17 protein-coding genes are annotated in these 20,393 nt (G+C 37.7%); 10 read left to right on the top strand and 7 right to left on the bottom strand.

What is annotated here, in order from left to right:
* The 3 genes from PS1M3_RS08155 to PS1M3_RS08145 all read left to right on the top strand — a co-directional run bounded on the left by PS1M3_RS08155 (position 1) and on the right by PS1M3_RS08145 (position 5,192).
* Positions 1-1,149, top strand: coding sequence for a 5-(carboxyamino)imidazole ribonucleotide synthase (locus tag PS1M3_RS08155; protein WP_203987182.1), 1,149 nt, complete (start codon positions 1-3; stop codon positions 1,147-1,149).
* A gap of 258 nt (positions 1,150-1,407) precedes the next feature.
* The gene (locus PS1M3_RS08150; protein WP_203987180.1) at positions 1,408-2,571 is read left to right on the top strand and encodes an endonuclease/exonuclease/phosphatase family protein; all 1,164 of its coding nucleotides are present in this window, start codon (positions 1,408-1,410) and stop codon (positions 2,569-2,571) included.
* A gap of 119 nt (positions 2,572-2,690) precedes the next feature.
* Positions 2,691-5,192: a prolyl oligopeptidase family serine peptidase gene (locus tag PS1M3_RS08145; RefSeq protein ID WP_203987178.1), complete on the top strand. Its 2,502-nt coding sequence runs from the start codon at positions 2,691-2,693 to the stop codon at positions 5,190-5,192.
* A gap of 44 nt (positions 5,193-5,236) precedes the next feature.
* Here PS1M3_RS08145 and rrtA read toward each other — a convergent pair whose 3' ends face one another.
* Positions 5,237-5,860, bottom strand: a complete 624-nt coding sequence (rrtA, locus tag PS1M3_RS08140; protein ID WP_239104493.1) for a rhombosortase — start codon at positions 5,858-5,860, stop codon at positions 5,237-5,239.
* Positions 5,861-5,924: 64 nt separating this feature from the next.
* On the opposite strand from rrtA, the gene ggt reads away from it, so the two are divergent.
* The 3 genes from ggt to PS1M3_RS08125 all read left to right on the top strand — a co-directional run bounded on the left by ggt (position 5,925) and on the right by PS1M3_RS08125 (position 10,438).
* Positions 5,925-7,703: a gamma-glutamyltransferase gene (ggt, locus tag PS1M3_RS08135; protein ID WP_203987176.1), complete on the top strand. Its 1,779-nt coding sequence runs from the start codon at positions 5,925-5,927 to the stop codon at positions 7,701-7,703.
* A gap of 136 nt (positions 7,704-7,839) precedes the next feature.
* Positions 7,840-9,534, top strand: a complete 1,695-nt coding sequence (locus PS1M3_RS08130) for an NAD-dependent malic enzyme (protein WP_008133030.1) — start codon at positions 7,840-7,842, stop codon at positions 9,532-9,534.
* A 178-nt stretch (positions 9,535-9,712) separates the two neighbouring features.
* Positions 9,713-10,438: an SIMPL domain-containing protein gene (locus PS1M3_RS08125; protein ID WP_203987290.1), complete on the top strand. Its 726-nt coding sequence runs from the start codon at positions 9,713-9,715 to the stop codon at positions 10,436-10,438.
* On the opposite strand, the gene PS1M3_RS08120 is transcribed toward PS1M3_RS08125, so the two are convergent.
* Positions 10,426-11,793, bottom strand: a complete 1,368-nt coding sequence (locus tag PS1M3_RS08120) for a DUF2254 domain-containing protein (RefSeq protein WP_039037021.1) — start codon at positions 11,791-11,793, stop codon at positions 10,426-10,428. The two genes, PS1M3_RS08125 and PS1M3_RS08120, sit on opposite strands and share 13 nt — an antisense overlap.
* A gap of 155 nt (positions 11,794-11,948) precedes the next feature.
* Here PS1M3_RS08120 and PS1M3_RS08115 point away from each other — a divergent pair, with 155 nt between their 5' ends.
* From PS1M3_RS08115 to PS1M3_RS08100, 4 genes are all read left to right on the top strand, one after another.
* A complete protein-coding gene (locus PS1M3_RS08115; protein ID WP_006792956.1) occupies positions 11,949-12,323 on the top strand; it encodes an MAPEG family protein in 375 nt (124 codons plus the stop codon).
* Between the two features lie 14 nt (positions 12,324-12,337).
* The gene (locus tag PS1M3_RS08110; protein WP_203987174.1) at positions 12,338-12,973 is read left to right on the top strand and encodes a sulfotransferase; all 636 of its coding nucleotides are present in this window, start codon (positions 12,338-12,340) and stop codon (positions 12,971-12,973) included.
* A gap of 106 nt (positions 12,974-13,079) precedes the next feature.
* Positions 13,080-13,652, top strand: coding sequence for a tRNA-(ms[2]io[6]A)-hydroxylase (locus PS1M3_RS08105; RefSeq protein WP_008133023.1), 573 nt, complete (start codon positions 13,080-13,082; stop codon positions 13,650-13,652).
* Between the two features lie 273 nt (positions 13,653-13,925).
* Entirely contained in the window at positions 13,926-14,702 is a 777-nt protein-coding gene (locus PS1M3_RS08100) for a DNA/RNA non-specific endonuclease (RefSeq protein WP_010556505.1), read from the top strand.
* A gap of 281 nt (positions 14,703-14,983) precedes the next feature.
* Here the strand turns inward: PS1M3_RS08100 and PS1M3_RS08095 are convergent, their stop codons facing one another.
* The 5 genes from PS1M3_RS08095 to PS1M3_RS08075 all read right to left on the bottom strand — a co-directional run bounded on the left by PS1M3_RS08095 (position 14,984) and on the right by PS1M3_RS08075 (position 20,291).
* Positions 14,984-15,943, bottom strand: a complete 960-nt coding sequence (locus PS1M3_RS08095; RefSeq protein WP_203987172.1) for a sugar-binding transcriptional regulator — start codon at positions 15,941-15,943, stop codon at positions 14,984-14,986.
* 176 nt (positions 15,944-16,119) lie between these two features.
* Positions 16,120-17,130 (bottom strand): ABC transporter ATP-binding protein, encoded by a 1,011-nt coding sequence (locus PS1M3_RS08090; RefSeq protein ID WP_010556506.1) that lies wholly within the window; start codon positions 17,128-17,130, stop codon positions 16,120-16,122.
* A gap of 10 nt (positions 17,131-17,140) precedes the next feature.
* A complete protein-coding gene (locus PS1M3_RS08085; RefSeq protein WP_371816612.1) occupies positions 17,141-17,905 on the bottom strand; it encodes a carbohydrate ABC transporter permease in 765 nt (254 codons plus the stop codon).
* Between the two features lie 67 nt (positions 17,906-17,972).
* A complete protein-coding gene (locus tag PS1M3_RS08080; RefSeq protein ID WP_203987168.1) occupies positions 17,973-18,845 on the bottom strand; it encodes a carbohydrate ABC transporter permease in 873 nt (290 codons plus the stop codon).
* Between the two features lie 138 nt (positions 18,846-18,983).
* On the bottom strand, positions 18,984-20,291 hold the full coding sequence (locus PS1M3_RS08075) for a sugar ABC transporter substrate-binding protein (RefSeq protein WP_203987166.1): 1,308 nt from the start codon (positions 20,289-20,291) through the stop codon (positions 18,984-18,986).
* Positions 20,292-20,393: the final 102 nt, after the last annotated feature.

The following is a 20,393-nucleotide window of genomic DNA, read 5'->3' as shown; positions in this document are numbered from 1 at the left end:
ATGAATATTTTAATTTTAGGTGCCGGACAACTTGCACGTATGATGAGCCTTGCAGGCGCACCGCTTAATTTGAATGTAGTTGCCTACGATGTGGGAACTAAACAAATTAAGCACCCGCTAACGGGTGAGATTTACACAACTACACTTGAACAAGCAATTAGCGACGCTGATGCAATCACGGCAGAATTTGAGCACATTCCTGATGATGTATTAACGCTATGCTGCAACAGTAATAAGTTTTATCCGGGTAAAGCTGCAATTAAAACGGGTGGCGATAGAGCACTAGAAAAAGCGTTACTTAACAAAACCGGTGTTGAATGCGCGCCTTATCAGTTAATTACAGAAAAAGTACATTTGGAGTTGGCCGCTAAAAACCTGGGTAAGCCACTTGTTATAAAAACCTGCCAAGCAGGGTACGATGGTAAAGGGCAGTGGCGTTTAAAATCTGATGAGCAAATTGACGAAATTTGGTCTGAAATGGCTGAGTTTATAGCATCGGGAACACTAGATGCGCCGCATACTATTATTGCTGAAAAAATGATCCCGTTTGACCGAGAAGTGTCGATTATTGGCGCAAGAGATAAGCACGGTAATGTTGCAATTTACCCATTAACAGAAAACGAACACACCAATGGTGTGTTAACACTGTCGGTTGCGGGTAAAAATAACCAAAATGTTGAAGCTCAAGCAAACGATGCATTTACAAAAATTGCAAACGAACTTAACTATGTAGGTGTATTGGCCATTGAGTTTTTTGATGTAATGGGCACACTATTAGTTAATGAAATTGCACCGCGTGTACATAACTCAGGTCATTGGACTCAGCAAGGTTGCCATTGTTCGCAATTTGAAAATCATATGCGTGCCGTTGCAGGTTTACCACTTGGTAATACTGAGCTTAAACATATTACAGCTATGATCAATGTACTAGGACAAGCAAGCATCCCTGCTGAGGTGCTTACATTACCCGACGTGACAAGTCATTGGTACGGTAAAACGGCTAAGCCAGGTCGTAAAATGGGTCATATAAATGTATCGGCTCATAATATGAATGACCTGTCAGATAAGTTAAGCCAATTAACTGATTATTTACCAGAGCACGATTACCCGGGAATTTTAAAAACGGCAGAAAAACTCATTCTAGGTTAGGGTGTTTTTTTGTATGGCTAAAGCTGTATGGTCTAGTAGGTTATGATTAGGTAAGCCTTCTTACTGTTTTGCACATGGATGTTATTTAGGGATTGAGCAGATCTTAGAAGTAGTTGCTGGCCGACTAGTTCAAAACTATACGAATAAAAAATGAAATAATAAAAGCCGAGTAATCTCGGCTTTTTTTTGCCTGAAAAAACAAAAACAGGTTACATTATTAAATAATCAAAATTACTTTTTTATAAGTAGGATAATTAAATGAAATTTGATCTAACGTTTGGTGCGTTGCTAACAGCTGCTTCATTGAGTCTCAATGCGTTCGCAACCGATACAATTCGTGTTGCAACGTTTAATGTAAGTATGGATGCCACAAATTACACCGCTAAAGGCGAGCCTATTAAAAGTGATGCCTTAGTCAACGCTCTTACCTCAAACACACAACAGATAAAAAATATTGCAGAAATTATTCAGCGCGTTCGCCCTGATATTATTTTACTGAACGAATTTGATTTTGTACCTAAAGAGCAAGGTATTGATTACTTTAAAACGCATTACTTAGCCGTAAGCCAAAACAAGCAAAAAGCCATAGATTATCCTTATTCTTATATAGCCCCCGTCAATACTGGACTTGCGACAGAGTTTGACCTAGATAACGATGGAAAAAAAAGTAAAGTGATGGGGGATGCCCAAGGCTTTGGCTTTTTTGAAGGGCATTATGGTATGGCCATATTATCGAAATACCCAATCGATTTTGACAAAATCAGAACGCTTCAAACCTTTAAATACAAAGATATGCCTAATGCAAAAATGCCGTTGATGCCAAAAACAGGCGAGAATTGGTATAACGCTCAAGAGTGGCAAGCGCTTAGGTTAAGTTCTAAATCGTTTTGGGATGTCCCCGTTGTAATTGATAATAAAGCAGTGCATATATTGGCGTCTCACCCTACGCCTCCAGTATTTGACGGCGAAGAAGATAGAAATGGTAAACGTAACCATGACGAAATTAGATTAATTGCCGACTATGTAGCCAATGTAGACTACCTATATGATGATAATGGCACAAAAGGAGGGCTAGAGGCTCAGTCGCGTTTTGTTATTTTAGGGGATTTAAACGCAGCACCAGAAGGTGATAAAGCGCGTTTAGAAACAACAGATCAATTGCTAAAAAATCCATTAATTAATGCACAGTTTGTACCTAAAAGTGCAGGCGCTAAACAGCAATATGAACTTGCCTATGCACAACACTTTACTGCCAATTGGCAAGCACGAGTAGACTATGTATTGCCATCAACTTACGGTTTAGATATTAAAGAAGGTGGGGTATTTTGGCCAGTTGAATCAAACGAACAATATCGCTTAATTAAAGATAGAAGTGCATCAAGCGATCATCGCCTAGTATGGCTAGATTTAGTGATTAAATAATTAAGGCTTAAGTAAACTGAGCTTTACCCTGTTAAATGGCTATTTATCTTAAAAAATTGCATTAACTTTAGTGCTTCTGCTTAAATACCCGTTAATTATAATAACGGTATAGAAGCACTATGATTTTTAATTTTTCTTCATCTAAAACGTTAGTAGCATTAGCTGTTGCCTCAAGCGTAATGCTTGCGGGCTGTAGTGCAACTGCAAACACAGCCTCAACAAATAATGCTTTGGAAAAAAACAAAGTTGAATCGGTGGTTAGTACACCTGCCGATGTTGGTTCAGAAAAAATAACTTTAAAACAAGCAATGGCCGATCCTGATTGGATAGGCAACCAACCACAAAATGCCTTTTGGGCTGCTGATTCGGCAACAATTATTTATGCTCAAAAGCAACAAGGTAGCACATTACGTGACTTATTTAGCCAGTCTGTAACGTCACAAACTGCAGAACAAATAGCATTAAATAAACTACATACACTGGGTGCTAGAAATGCGGTTTATTCAAACGACAAGGCTCTGCAAGCCTACGTCTTTAAAGGCAATGTGTTTGTAAAAAATATTAAAACTAACACACTGCGCCAAATAACCCATAGCACAGCTAACGAATCTAATCCGCAGTTTTTAAACGATGGTACTTTGGCTTATCGCCAAGGGAATATGTTTTTTAAAGTTGATTTAGTTACGGGGTTAACACAAGAAATTGCTAACTTAAAACTTGCTGATAAACCAAAAGGAATTAGCGAGCCAAGTTCGTACATTGCAAAAGAGCAGCATAAGCTTATTGAATACATTGCTCTTGAACACAAAAATAAAAAAGACCAACACGCACGTAACGCGAAAATAAACGAACTAAATAGCTCTGTAGCAAATACAAGTTACTATTTAGGCAAAGGTAATAAAGTTGATCACGTAGAACTTTCACCCAATGGAGATGCGTTACTAGTTGTCGTAAAAAAACAATCAAGTTGGCGAAGTGACACCGATATAATGCCACATTATGTGACTGACGACGCCACCATAGCACCTAAAAAAGTTCGCCGTCGTATAGCTGATGCAAAAGAAGAAACATCGCAAGTTATATACATTAATTTAAATGATAAAACACAAAACACACTAGCGTTTGATTCGCTGCCAGGTTTTGATGAAGATGTATTAGCAAGTGTAAAACAAGAAAATTATGCACGATTAGGTAAAACCTACGAATCAAAAAACTCACCACGCGCTATTAATTTGATCACAAATTGGGGATTAGGACAAAGCCCAATAGTTTGGAATAACGATGGTTCGCAAGTTGCTATTATGCTTGAAGCGTGGGACAACAAAGATCGCTGGATTGCGACCGTAGATTTTGAAAACAATAAACTGGTGTCGCAGCATCGTTTACATGACGACGCATGGATCGCTTATGCATTTAATAATTTTGGCTGGTTGAATAATGCAAACACGCTTTATTACCTTTCAGAAGAGTCTGGGTACAGCCAGCTTTATAAAAAACCATTAAACGGTAACGCCGTTGCGTTAACTCAGGGTGAGTTTGAGGTATCAAACCCAACAGTTACAAGCGATGATTCTGCTATTTATTACAAAGCTAATGTTGAACACCCTGGTCTATACGAAATTTTCCGTGTAGATCCACAAACAGCTAAAAGTGAAAAAATTACTGATCTAAATGGCATGACCGACTACACGTTGAGTCCAGATGAAGAAAAATTACTGCTTGTTCATTCAAAAATTACCATGCCTAGCGAGTTATATATTGCGGATGCTAAAGCAAATGCAACGCCAACACGTTTAACTAATACAGTATCAAGCGCTTTTTTAGCTAAAAAATTAACTGCACCGAAAATAGTTGCAGTGCCGTCTAGCCATACTGATGCGCCAATATATGCCAAGGTATACTACCCAGCTGATTACGTAGAAGGCGAAGGTGGTAAAACACGTAAAGCAGTTATTTTTAATCACGGTGCAGGTTATTTACAAAACTCACATATGGGTTGGTCTGTGTACTTTAGAGAGTTTATGTTTCATTCATTATTGGCTGATGAAGGTTACGTGGTAATGGATATGGACTACCGTGCATCTAAAGGGTATGGCCGCGACTGGCGTACAGCTATTTATCGTCAAATGGGCACACCAGAAACGCAAGATTTAGCTGATGGTGTTAAATGGATGGCTGAAAATGCTAACGTCGACACGCAAGCAGTAGGCACCTACGGTGGTTCTTATGGTGGCTTTATGACCTTTATGGCATTATTTACTGCACCAGAGTTGTTTCAATCAGGTGCAGCACTTCGCCCGGTAACTGATTGGGCACACTACAATACGGCCTATACGGGCAATATTTTAAACCATCCAGATGTAGATCCCATTGCATACGAGCGTAGCTCACCTATTTACTTTGCAGAAGGTTTAAATAAGCCATTATTGATAAATGCACCAATGGTAGACGATAACGTATTTTTTCAAGACTCAGTACGCTTAGTCCAGCGCTTAATTGAGCTTGAAAAAGAAAACTTTGAAACGGCTATCTTCCCAGTTGAACCACATGGTTTTGTGCAACCGTCAAGTTGGTTAGATGAATACCGCCGTATTTATAAACTATTTAAAGACACCCTTTAAATAAACTATGTAAAACGCCACTTTGATTAAAGTGGCGTTTTTATTTAACCTTTGGCTCTATTTTTATAATATTTAATAACAAGCTCGATGCCTAACAATGATCCACCAATAACGCCAATTAAATGAGCATCTATTGCAACGGTCGAATTAATAAGCTCGCCTATATCAGCACTTGGACCACTCAATTGCTCATATGCTATTTTTACCCACACACCGATGAATAATAAATACCCCGATTTAAGCCCTTGTGTAATATCTTTTACTGCGCCCCAAATAATAACACCGTGTAACAGCGCGCTTAAACCTGTATAGATATGTATGTCTGGGCAATAAAAATACACGCCTAAACCGCACCAAAGCGCTAAAGTGATTGTATTTAGAAAGTACCGGGTAGGGCTAGTATACTCACCATGTAATAACCAAATTAAAAAAATCCCGCTTATATTTAACCCCAAATGGGCCCAATTTGCGTGTACAAATTGGCTAGTAAAAATACGCCAAAGCTCATCTTTATTAACTAATGTTCGGTTAAATTCTAGTAAATTATTTAAATCAAATGCAGCAAAAATAGTGCTAAAAAGTATCAATAATAAAGGTGGTAAAATATAACGAGGCTGTATAGGTAAATTAAGCATTTTATTGTATTTTTTTAGTATTAATTTTTGCATATTGTGCCCGTTTAACTTTAAGATGCCAATTACCTATTGTAATTAAGTGTTTTTAGTATTTTTTATGCATTTTAGACTTAACTCATTATTTGCTATCGGCTTAGGTGTACTCTCTTTGCCGGTGCTATCAAAAGAACCCACAAAAGTAGAAGTTCGCGAACCAGAAGCTACCACATCAATTAGTTCTAAGCAGATCGTTGTAGGTGACAAATACATGGTTGCCGCGGCAAATCCATATGCATCTCAAGCGGGACAGCAAATATTAGCAAAAGGCGGCAGTGCAGTTGATGCAGCAATAGCCACTCAACTTGTTTTAACACTTGTTGAGCCTCAGTCATCGGGTATTGGTGGCGGTACATTTATGATGTACTACAACAAAGAAAATAATAAGTTAACCAGCTTTGATGGAAGAGAAACGGCCCCTAAAAATGCGAATGAAAATTTATTTTTAAATAAGCATGGCAAAGCGGTCAAATGGATTGAAGCCGTTGTAGGCGGTCGTTCTGTAGGCGTACCTGGTGTTCTACATGCCTTTGCAAATGCGCATAAGCACTATGGTTTATTACCTTGGGAACAGCTATTTAAACCGGCTATTGAACTTGCTGAACAAGGGTTTGTTGTATCGCCTCGATTACATGGTTTGTTAGCTCGCCAGCTAAATCCAGGTGTTATGAGTATGCCAGTGATAAATGAATACTTTTACCCAAATGGTAAACTCATTGAGGCCGGTACCGTAAAAAAAAACCAGCCGCTTGCTGATTTATACAAAGCCATTGCTAATGAAGGCATTGATGCGTTTTATAAAGGTGAAAACGCAAAAAAAATGGTAAGTGCGGTACAAAATTCAAAAATTGCACCCGGTAAATTATCTCAGCAAGACCTTGCACAATACAAAAGCAAAGAACGCGATGCTGTTTGTATAAAATACCGTGTTTATAACGTATGTTCTATGGCACCACCAAGTAGTGGCGGTGTGGCTGTTTTACAAATACTAGGGTTACTAGAGCATACAAATATTTCTGCCTTAAAGCCTAACAGCGAACAAGCAATTCATTACTTCAGCCAAGCGTCGCGTATTGCCTTTGCCGATAGAAATGTATACATGGGTGACCCAGATTTTACTGAGGTACCAACTCAAGCGCTATTAAACAAAAGCTACATTAAATCACGCGCAACACTCATAACCGAAAAAGATCAGCATGCAGTTGCCGGCGACCCCGTTAACTACTTAAGTTATGCACAAGATGATTCGTATGAACTCCCTTCAACATCGCATGTCTCTATTGTTGATAGCTTTGGTAATGCAGTATCAATGACCAGCTCAATAGAAATGGCATTTGGCTCTACAGTTATGGTTAATGGTTATATTTTAAATAATCAGTTAACCGATTTCTCACTTTCTCCTCGTAAAAACGGTAAGTTAGTTGCTAATCGTGTAGAGCCAGGAAAACGCCCGCGCAGTTCTATGTCACCGGTTATGGTTTTTAATGAAGATGGTAGCTTACGTTTAGTTGTAGGATCTCCTGGTGGTAGCCGCATTATTGACTACGTCGCTCAAGTAGTTGTTGGCGTTTTAGACTGGAATTTATCGGTGCAAGAAGCTATTAACCTGCCGCGCACTACTAATCGTAATGATTACACCAGCCTTGAAAAAGGCACCGTTATTGAATCACTTGCACCAGCACTCACTTCACGTGGTCATAAAGTGCGTGTGTTAGACCTAAATTCAGGTTTACATGGCGTTGAAGTGAAAAATAATAAGCTGTATGGCGCAGCCGATCCGCGCCGTGAAGGTGTTGCGTTGTCTGATTTAACTAACAATAACGCCACTTTCAAATTTTAAATTATTTATAATACAAACACGACCTATGTGCGTGTTTGTATTCTCAATGGTCTGACAAGTACTATGTTCATTGCATTTAAATTCTGAGCATTGATAATGACAGATCATAACTTAAGACTCATTAAAGCCTGGAAATATGACAACAAATACTGATCCTAATTACTTATATATTCATCACTCTGGCCCTGGCCTTATTGAAACGCCATTACTAAACAAGGGCAGTGCGTTTAGTAAAAAAGAGCGCGAAAATTTTAACCTTGCAGGTTTACTTCCTCCACGCTTTGAAACCATCGAAGAGCAAGTTGAACGTTGTTATCAGCAATACTCAAGTTTTACCGACAATTTAAATAAGCACATTTATTTACGTGCCATTCAAGATAACAACGAAACGCTTTATTACCGCTTAGTGCGCGATCATCTTGAAGAAATGATGCCAATTATTTACACCCCTACAGTGGGTGATGCCTGTGAAAAGTTTTCGGATATTTACCGCAGCGCACGTGGCTTGTTTATTTCGTACGAAGACCGTTACCAAATTGACGACATTTTACGTAATGCCACAAAAGGTAAAGTAAAAGTCATTGTTGTGACCGACGGTGAACGTATATTAGGGCTAGGCGACCAAGGTATTGGTGGCATGGGTATTCCTATTGGTAAATTGTCATTGTACACCGCGTGCGGTGGCATAAGCCCAGCATATACATTGCCAGTTATGCTTGACGTAGGGACCAACAACGAAAAGCTTTTAAATGATCCTATGTATATGGGCGCACGCCATAAACGTATAGCTCAAGACGAGTACGATGAGTTTTTAGATCTATTTATTAAAGCGGTCAAACGCCGTTGGCCAAATGTATTGCTTCAATTTGAAGACTTTGCACAACCTAATGCTATGCCGCTTCTTAAGCGCTATCGTGAAGAAATTTGTAGCTTTAACGATGACATTCAAGGCACTGCATCAGTAACAGTTGGCTCTTTATTAGCTGCGTGTCGTGTTAAAGGCTCAACTCTTAGCCAACAAAAGGTTGTATTTGTTGGTGCAGGCTCTGCGGGTTGTGGTATTGCTGAACAAATTATTAGCCAAATGGTATTTGAAGGTATCTCTGAAGAGCAAGCACGTAGCCAAGTATTTATGGTTGATCGTTTTGGTCTGTTAACTAATGGCATGGAAGGTCTACGCGACTTCCAACAAGCTTTAGCGCAACCAACAGACGCGCTAAATGATTGGACTTACAGTGGTGAATACGCGTCTTTGTTAGATGTAATGCATTGTGCAAAACCAGACATACTTATTGGTGTATCGGGTCAGCCGGGTTTGTTTACAGAGCAAGTTATTCGTGCAATGCATTCAACGTGTGAACAACCTATAATTTTCCCGTTAAGTAACCCGTCTAAACAGGTAGAAGCACACCCAGAAGACGTCATTAAATGGACTGATGGTAAAGCATTAGTTGCAACAGGTAGCCCGTTTGATCCCGTTGAATATAATGGTGAAACTTTCCCAATTCCACAGTGTAACAACAGTTATATTTTCCCTGGTATTGGTTTAGGCGTTATTGCAGCTAAGGCTACACGCATTACAGATGCCATGCTTAGCGTGTCGAGTGAAATGCTTGCTGAGTCTTCACCGCGAGCAAACAGCGGTAAAGGCAGTTTATTACCAGCATTAACAGAAATTGAAACGCTTAGTAAACGCATTGCATTTGCTATTGCTAAAAAAGCGATAGAAGAGGGTGTTGCGTTGGAAATTTCTGACGATGCTCTGTGGGCAGCCATTGATAAAAATTATTGGTTACCAAAATACCGTAACTACAAACGTTGCAGCGTTTAAGTAGTATAAGTAATTTTATGTAACCCTGCGTTACAACACATAACAAAAAACAGGCGCTAGCCTGTTTTTTTATGCTTGTTCATTTATTGTTAACCCATTAGGCTCTTTAATAGAGCTAATGCAAATCCGCGATCATACTTAATTAAGCAAATTAGTATAAAACAAAAAGGATTCTATGATGAACACACTAAAACTTTTTCTCGGCAGCGCCATAGCATTAAGCACACTTAGTTTTAATGCCGTTGCCAGCCCAACACCCGATGCACCACACATATATGTGAAAGGGCAAGCGACACTTACCACCATGCCTGATTATGTAAAAGTGAGTGTGGGTATCACTGAGGTAAATAAAGACCTAATAGCTGCAAAAAACAAAGCCGATATCACTATGGCAAAAGCCATCAAATTAGTAAAAACGTTAGGCGTTAAAGACACTGACATTAACGCAGGGCAAATTAATATACACCGCGATACTCAATACAATCGCCAAACTGGACAGCAAGAATTTATCGGTTTCAAAATTACCCGAACACTAACGGTCAAACTTACTGATATAAGTAAATACCCTACGTTATTACAAAGTTTGGTTAATAACGGCATAAACCAAATTAACAATACCCAATTTTTAGCTAGCAACTATAACGAGCTTCATAAAAAAGCTCAAAAAATGGCAATACAAGATGCTAAAAAAGCGGCTAAAGAATTAAGCGACGACTTTGATGTGTCGTTAAAAGGACTATATAACGCATCGTTGAGCCCACTTAATGTTCAAACTCAGCCCTATATGCGTGCAAAAGAAATGGTAATGGCGGATAGTGCACCCGGTAATTATGTCCCGGATGCGTATCACAGTGGAGAAATTAAGGTAACAGCATCTAGTTACGCTATTTATTATATTGAGTAGGAATTATTTTGGTGGTGCTCAAAACGTGCCACCAATTGACTACCTTGTTGCTCATTGATGCGTGTTATAGAATTTAGCATATTACAAATTTCGCGCCTGTCGTACTCGTTAGTCACATTCATGTTTATGTCATCAACAATAGCGAATAAATAATTAAATAAGCTTTCGCGTGCTTTTTCATTATCGTGCGCCACAAATAAAATATTTTTAAATGCTTCTAATACATTTGTCATTACGTAGGCGTCACCTTTTGCATAATGACGAAGCGGCGAAAAGTTATCATGCAGTAACTCATCAAAACTGGTTTCATGTAAATATAAAAGAGGTTTTTTTTCACTGTGCTTAAACGAATAATTTATATCGTTAAGAGATAGGCGCTCAATCAGTAAAATACTCAGCATATCAATTGATTTAACAGCGGTACCTGGATCGTTAATGCCAGGGCTCATAGCTTTTACTGCTATTTCAGATATTTGTGTTAAACCATAGCGGTAGTGGTCGCTAATGTACTCTTCTATATAAAAAATAAAGCAATCTAATATTTTTTCTAAGAGCTCTTCATCGTGTGTTATATCGACATTACATTTTAAAAATGGATAACCTTTTACTGTAAAATATCCTTGGTTAACAGAAATATATAAGTTTATATCGTGCTCTTTTAAAATTGCACACAATTTATCTGTTTGCACACCCTTATAATAACCCTCTGTTTTACTGCTTATAGAGTGCCATGTTGAAAAATCTGGAAACTCACTGACAGGAGCCTCTTTTTGTCTTTTAATAATCGCTTTAATTTCTTTTTTAGTCTGGCTAAACAAACCATTGAGGACATTATCAACTTGGATAGCGCGTGAAATAGAATGAATAAAAAATACAAATAACCCTAATGAAATCAAGCCAAAAATTAAAGCAAATAAAACACCTATAGACGGAATTGCAGTGCTGCCGCCTTCTAACTTATTAATATTTATAAGCATGATAATAGAGTAAATGATACTGCCTAAGTAAAAGCCGAGCACCATTTGATGAGACTTTCTCGTAATTAAACCGGGCACAACGCGAGGCGATAGACTTGCACTAGCCGAGTTTAAAACCACCATAACCATAGAAAAACTAAATACAGTCAATGAGATAATACTACCTGCTAGCGTACTTAAAATTGTTCGCGCATTTTCTGCGCTATCAACCAAAACCACTGAGATAAAAGACTTCAACTGCTCAACAGGGGCTAAATATTCAACCGACATTGTAATGATGGCAAAAAACAAAAAACCAACAGAAAGCACAGAAGGGTAAAAGCCAATGCTGTTTATCATTTCACGATAACTATCGGCCACTTTGCGAGGAACAAACATATAATCCCTATGATTGCGTATAAAATATGGCTATCACCTTATCATAGTTGAACTTTAAACTTGTGATAAAGCCGTTAATTTATATGTTATTATCTGCACAGCTTAACGCTGCGCATACTTAATGCGTTTAAAACAAAAACTAATAGGAACACACTGTGATTATTTCAACATACGCTGCATTGCTCGCTTTTTTTTATATTTATTTAAGCTTTAATGTCATAAAAGTTCGCAGAGCAGAGCAAATATCATTAGGTGACAACGGTAATTCAGTTTTACAACGTGCAATTAGAGCACATGCAAACTTTATGGAATATGTACCTTTTGCTGTTATTTTATTATTTTTAGCCGAATACCAAGGTCTAGCCAGTCATTATTGTCACCTTTTAGGCGCATCTTTGTTAATTGGTCGATTTTTTCATAACCTAGGTATAGTAGAAAAAAACTTAAAGTATCGTCAAATAGGGACTGTAGCTACTTTTCTGGTTATGATAATAAGCGCGTTTGTTTTATTACTCACTCGTAATAGCTAATTAAAGTACAGTACATGACTAAAATATTTGTAATAGGCTTACCGAGAACAGGCACAACTAGTGTGTGCCACGCACTACTAGAATTAGGTTTAGCCACCGCACACACAGCATACACAAAAGCTAGTTTTGACAATGCACAAGCTATTGCCGACACCCCCATATTTACTGATTATAAAATGCTTGATAAGCATTACCCAGAGTCTAAGTTTATATATTTGGAAAGAGAAATTGATGTTTGGTTGCCATCAATTAGGCAATTACTCACACGTATGCATACTAATTTAACACGTACAGATGGCGGTTTTAATATTCATATAAAACGGTGTTACTTTGATGTTTTTTCTAATTTATCTCTCGAAAACATTAGTGATGATAGTTACTTAGCAGACTGTTACAAGCGTCACCTAAATGCTGCACAGTATTATTTTGAAAAAAGACAAGCTGACTTTTTATCGATTGATATTGCAAAGGCGGGGAGTTATCAAAAAGTATGTGATTTTTTGAACATACAAAGTGATAAAACTGATTTTGATAAAATGAATATGGGCGGAAAAGTCACCGCATGGAACGATATTAAACACCCGTTAAAAATAGAGTCGACAGCAAAAGGGCGCATAGATAAACATTTACCTTACACCTCCCAACTGTAATTATCTAAATTAAGCCTTAAGAGCATTGCTTTACTAAAACCTATTGCGAGATTTTTATTTTCAAATACGTTAAAATTCCCGCATTATTTTTTAGGTAGTATTTATTATGTTTGAATTAAAATACCAAACGCCATTTGAATGGACCGAGGCTGTACTTGCCGACTTTAACACCTTTTTGCAAGATCATGCGGCTGCTGAAAAAAAAGCATCAGGCATGGCTATTTCAATGCTTTCGCATTACCCAGACAAGCGTAAACTTGTAAAAGCAATGACCGATTTAGCACTTGAAGAGCTTATTCATTTTAAACAAGTACTCAAGCTATTAACTGAACGCGACACAACATTGGGTGATGACCAAAAAGATCCGTACATAAAGCAAATTCGTGCTTTATTTAGGCACGGACGTGATGGCTTTTTAATGGATAGGTTATTAGTTGGCGGTGTAATTGAAGCTCGTGGACACGAACGTTTTTCATTAGTTGCGCAAGCATTACCTGAAGGTAAAGAAAAAGAGTTTTATGTAGCCATTGCTAAATCAGAAGAAAAGCACAAAAACTTATTTGTAGAGCTAGCCTACGAATACTTCGACAAAGAAGAAGTAGACGTGCGTTTAGAAGAGTTATTAGTTGCTGAGGCTGAAATTTGTAAAAGTATTCCATTTACAGCGGCACTTCATTAATCTTATTTTATTAAATTATAAAAACGCAGGCATTTGCCTGCGTTTTTTTATGCCTAGGATTTATTTAAAATGCATAAATAACTATTGGTAGGGTGTTTATTACCTTTTTATTAAGCGATTAACTAGAACGAATAAATTAACAATTAAACACAATACTTAAGTGCTAAATATACATATATGCAATTAACTTATTGAATATATGTATAAAGTTAAATATATCTGTAACATAAACTTGTTAGGTTTTTATCCTCATTTATACAGGATAAAAAAACAATGAAATCATTTATAAATATATCACTAACCTTAACAAGCTTACTACTAGCTTCAACTGCCAATGCTGCCAATTGCTTAGAAGGTTGTCCAACAGGATTAAACAACGGTAAAACAATTGAACGTAGTATTTATACTTTAAAAAATAACCGTTACACAAAATTTGCAGACTGGGTAGCATACCAAGTAACGCCCAATACAATGAGCGGACCATCAAGATCAAGGAGTTGGAAATCAGACCCTGATTTATATTCCCATTATACGCTTGAACCCAGTGACTATACCGATGCATATGCAACAATTAATACTGACCGGGGGCATCAGGTTCCATTGGCATCTTTTAGTAATACAGCTGATTGGCGTTTAACAAATTTGCTTTCTAATATTACACCACAATCTTCAGCATTAAACCAAGGGCCATGGGTTAGGCTTGAAACAGCGGTAAGAAATCATGTTGATGATGGAAATAACTTATACGTAGTTACTGGTCCAATGTACGAATATTACTTTGCAGATTTACCACGAGCAAATGAAAACCATACTATACCAAGTGGTTATTTTAAAATTGTAATGAAGCAATCTGGTAACACCATTAAAGCATCAGCATTTATTATGCAGCAAAGTGCTGGCCGCAGAGATAATTTTTGTAATACCCAAGTAAGTATTGATGAAGTTGAAAGTAGAACTGGCATTAATGTTTTACCTAATTTAACGAGTAATCAGGCACAAACAATAGAATCATCCGTATTTGGTTTAGCAAGTGAGTTAGGCTGTAATTAAAATATCTACATGATTAGCGGTATAAGTTTATGCCGTTAATCATGATTTAAAATAGATAATAGTGAAATAGAGCGTCTTATACGTTAAATAGATAAGCACTTTACCTTACTAAGTAATTAAAATACTGCATTTAACATAATATAAATTATAGGTAGTTAAATGTTATTTAATAAGAGCGCATGAATGCACTCTTATTATGTCCAATACTAGACGGTATCGGACATAAGAAAGTTTTGTTCGCTATAAAAATTTTGTAATACACAATGCAATTTTCAAATAACTCAATCAATGCTGAGTAAACGTTCTGCGGTATATTCGTTAGTGATTAAACCACTAATCATATTTGATCTTACTGCGCCTAGTATAGCCAACACTTTTTCTTCACCTGCAGCTATTGCATAAATTTGTTTGTTTTCATTTGTTACTAATGGCGTACTCGCAACGCGTTGGTTTACAGTGCAATCTAGCAATTTACCATTTTTATCGTAAACCCAGCTGATCATTTCGCCAACGGCGCCTAAGTTTTGAAGCTCTTTTAATTCATCAGCGTCAACAAAACCATCTATGTGTAATGGTGACTTTTCACCTAAACTACCAATGCCAACAAAAGTTACGTCTGCATTTTTAGCAAGCTTCAGGTTAGCAGTTATATTATGTTGTGCATGTAGTTGGTTTTTTTCTTCAATACTGCGCGGTAAAACTGGCAATGGCATCGGATAATGTTTTGCATTAGTGTGTTCAGCCATTCTAACTACAACATCGTAAGGCGAAGCCGAACCATCTAACGCCATGTTACCTAACATAGCCACTATTTTATGTTGTGGGCAATCAAGTATTGGTAGTTCATCAACAATAGCACGCAAAACTCTACCTGTTCCCATTGCTAATACTTTTGGCGTTTCTGATTTCAAATGGCGTTGTATCTCAGCGGCACCAGCTTGTGCAAGTCCGACTGTAGATGATGGTTCAGAAGGATCGCTTGGCACCACTTCACATGATGCTAAACCAAATCGGCTTTTTAATTTTTCTGCTAAATCCATACATTTGGCAATGGGGTGATCAAGTCTTACTTTTATTAGGCCTTGGCTAACTGATAAAGCAACCATTCGCTGCGCTGACTGACGAGATACATTAAGCTTTTTCGCTATTTCGTCTTGAGTTTGGCCGGCGACATAATATAACCACCCCGCTCTTGCTGCATCATCAAGTTTTCTTATTTCTGTATTCGATAATTTTGCCACTTAAACCTCTGTAATTAAGGAGTAACTTGTGTTTGATATTATTAATGGCTTCAAACTTATGCTTTAAGACAAATATATCATTTATTTATATAATGCCGAAGCCAATAATGAGCTAATAACCAATACCTTAAAGTTAATTATGACCAAATAAGGTATTGGCTCTATTGCTTTCAAACTTAGTTGCTAGCTTTAATCGTTACCCCATTTTTATCAAACCTGTGTACCTTATTTTCTTGCGCAGTTAAAAATACAGAGTCACCGTATTGGAGCGAGCAATCACCGTCAGCTTTTACGGTCACTGTGCTGCCATTTGTAAGTGTTACATGTAGAAAGCTCTCAGACCCTAAGTGCTCAATTACCCCTACTTTACCTGACCACGTGCCTGTATCTTGCGATATTATAAAGTGCTCTGGACGAACACCTAAGCTTGACGCTCCATTAGTGTCACCATTTGGTACATCAATAAAGTTCATTTTTGGTGAACCAATAAAACCTGCCACAAATTTATTTACTGGGTGTTGATAAAGTTCCAATGGAGTACCTACTTGCTCGATAATACCGCCATTAAATACGGCAATTCTGTCGGCCATTGTCATTGCTTCAACTTGGTCGTGAGTTACATAGATCATTGTAGTGGCTAAACTTTTATGCAGCTCTGAAATTTCAAGACGCATATTTACACGCAATGAAGCATCTAAATTTGATAGTGGCTCATCGAATAAAAATGCAGAGGGTTGTCTAACAATTGCGCGCCCTATTGCTACTCGTTGACGTTGACCACCTGATAGCTGTCCTGGTTTTCGATCTAGATAATCAGTTAAATTAAGAATTTTAGCGGCGTTAGCGATTTTAGTTTCTATTTCTGCAGCGCTTACTTTAGCGCGCTTAAGTGGAAAAGCAATGTTATTGCGAACGCTCATATGTGGGTACAACGCATAAGATTGGAACACCATTGCCAAACCTCTTTTAGCAGGTGGTGTATGTGTTGCATCTTGCCCGTCTATTTCAATATTTCCGCTTGTTGTGTCTTCAAGCCCTGCAATCATGCGTAGTAATGTTGATTTACCACAGCCAGATGGCCCAACGAAAACAATAAATTCACCGTCTTTAATTTCTAAATCTAACGGTTTAATAACGTTTACGTCGTCAAAGTTTTTAGTGACTTGTTTTAGTGTGATGCTGCCCATGTGTGTTCTCCTACTTTACTGCGCCAAAGCTTAAGCCGCGCACTAATTGTTTTTGACTAAACCAACCAAGAATTAAAATTGGCACAATGGCCATGGCAGATGCTGCCGATAATTTGGCGTAAAATAACCCTTCAGGGCTTGAATAACTGGCTATAAATGCAGTTAATGGTGCAGCATTTGCTGCGGTTAATATTAGAGTCCAAAATGCCTCGTTCCAGGCTAAAATTACATTTAACAATAATGTTGAAGCAATGCCAGGTAAGGCTATAGGCAGTAATACATGAAATATTTCTTCGCCAATTGTTGCACCATCCATGCGTGAAGCTTCTAATATTTCACCCGGTATTTCTCTGAAGTAGGTATAAAGCATCCAGATCATAATTGGTAAATTTATAAGGGTCATGACGATAACTAAACCTAATTTTGTATCGAGTAAACCGAAGTCGCGAAATAATAAGTAAATAGGTATTAGCACCCCTACCGGCGGTAGCATTTTGGTCGAAAGCATCCACATTAGTAAATTTTTTGTTTTTTTACTTTGCACAAAAGCCATGGACCATGCTGCCGGTACAGCAATTAATAAACCTAATAAACTTGACCCTAATGAAATAACAATCGAATTCCAAAAATGCGTAAAGTATGGTGAGCGTGATAATACATCTGAGTAATTTATTAGCGTCCACTCGAATGCAAACAAAGTGGGTGTAGCTGATATAGCCTCAGATTCTGTTTTAAAACTTGTGATCAACGTGCATAAAATAGGGAAGAAAATCATTGAACTGACTGTCCATGCCGCAATGGTATAAATAAGTGTTGAACGTGTGTTATTTTTAATACTCATTTTACCCCTCCAAGTTTTTGCCAATTAAGCGCATTAAAAATATTGCTACTATATTTGCAATGATCACGGCAACTATAACACCTGCCGAACCAACACCTACATCAAATTGCAGTAATGATTGGGTATAAATTAAATAAGTAATATTTGTTGATGAATAACCTGGTCCACCGCTTGTTGTAACCAATATTTCAGCAAATATAGAGATTAAAAAGATGGTTTCAATTAATATCACCGCAGTCACAGCGCGAGATAAATGAGGTAAAACAATATAGAAAAACTTACTAAATGGGCCTGCACCATCTAAATCAGCGGCTTCTAATTGTTCGCGGTCTAGTGACTGAATTGCTGTAAGCAAAATCAGTGCTGCAAATGGTAACCACTGCCAAGACACAATTATAATGATTGAAAATAACGGCATTTGAGCAAAAAAGTCTATTGGCTCAAAACCTAACCAAATTGCAAAGTGAGCAAACAAACCATTTACAGGGTTCATAAGCATGTTTTTCCACACTAAGGCTGAAACCGTTGGCATAACAAAAAATGGCGCAAGTACCATTATACGAACGTAATTACGTCCCCATATTGCTTGGTCTAATAAAATAGCCAAACCTATACCACCACAAATGGTAATGAGTAACACGCCAGTAACTAAGTAAAGCGTGTTAAAAAAAGATTCAAAAAACGCTGGATCAGTTAAAAAAAACTCATAGTTTAAAAAACCTACAAATTCTTTATCTCCAGGAACCAATAAATTGTAATCAATGAATGAAAAATACAATGTTATACACAGCGGAACAATCATCCAAGCGAGTAACAATGTTACGCTAGGAAGAAGCATGAACCGAGCAAGCGTACGCGAGTTAGTTGTTGCCATAACGGTGACCTTAAAAAAGCCAATTCTATTTACTCACTATTAAGTGAAAATCAGAAACCCTTAATAATATGTAAAATCATAAATAGAACTGACATAAAATACAGGGCAAGTTGAGAGCTTGCCCACCTATAATTGATACTACTTAGGGTAACGCGCTTTACGCATGGCTCTTTCAACTAAACGTTGAGATGAGCTTAACGCTTGTTTAACGGTCATTTGCCCAGTTAAAGCGGCTGAAAATTGTTGCCCTACTGCTGTTCCTATCCCTTGAAACTCCGGAATAGCAACAAACTGAATACCAACATAAGGAACAGGTTTTACGGTTGGGTTTTTAGGATCTGCGGTTTCGATTGAATCTAATGTTATTTGAGCAAAAGGCGCTGCTTCCATATACTGAGAGTTACTGTATAAAGATTTACGAGTACCCGGTGGCACTTTTGCCCAGCCTTTTTTATCGGCTACAAGTTGAGTATATTCTTTAGATGTTGCCCAGCTGATAAATTTCATTGCAGCATCTTGTTTTTTACTGCTTGAAGGAATGGCTAGTGTCCACGACCATAACCAATTACCACGTTTACCTAGCCCGTTGTCAGGTGCGAGTGCAAAACCAACTTTATCGGCTACTTCAGAATCTGTTTTGTTTGTAACAAATGCGCCAGCTACTGTTGCATCAATCCATATACCACACTTACCGGTTTGAAATAATGCTAGATTTTCGTTAAAGCCATTAGCTGACGAACCCGCAGGACCTGATTCATTCATAACATCAACATAGTACTGAAGAGTTTTTTTCCATTCAGGTGTATTAAACTGAGGCTTCCAGTTTTCGTCAAACCAACGTGCACCGAATGAGTTAGCCATTGATGTAATCAGTGCAATATTTTCTCCCCAACCGGCTTTACCACGCAAACACATACCATAAACGCCATCCTCTTTACTGGTCATCGCTTTTGCTGCTTTTCTAATAAAGTCCCAAGACGGTGCTTTAGGCATGGTTAACCCAGCTTTTGCCATTAAATCAGTACGGTACATAACCATTGAGCTTTCGCCATAAAAAGGAGCGGCGTATAGCTTATCGTTAACGGTAAGGCCGCTTCGAATAGCGGGTAGTAAATCATCTAAATCGTAATTTTTGCCAAGGTTATCTAACTCTGTTAACCAATTCTGTTTACCCCAAATTGGTACTCCATAAGTACCGATGGTCATAACATCATACTGCCCACCTTTTGTTGCCACGTCTGTTGTTACACGTTGGCGTAAAATATTTTCTTCAAGTGTTACCCACTTCAAATCTATATTAGGGTTTTGACTGGTGAATTCATTGCTTAGTTCTTTCATGGTGATCATGTCACCATTATTAACAGTAGCAATTGTAATTGTTTCTTTTGCGTAAGCGTTGCTCATTGCCATGATGCCACAGGCAAGCATTAATAATTTATTTTTCATTTTAAATACCTTATCTCTAACATTAAAAGGTGCACTTGTACTTAATAAAAGTGAATTTAAATAGCTTTAATTACGTGAATATTAAGTACTAAGTTGCTGAAT

The organism is Pseudoalteromonas sp. PS1M3, assembly GCF_016865405.1.
Lineage (GTDB): Bacteria > Pseudomonadota > Gammaproteobacteria > Enterobacterales > Alteromonadaceae > Pseudoalteromonas > Pseudoalteromonas marina.
The sequence above is the reverse complement of the archived record's forward strand: the minus strand, read 5'-3'. Positions and strand labels throughout refer to the sequence as shown.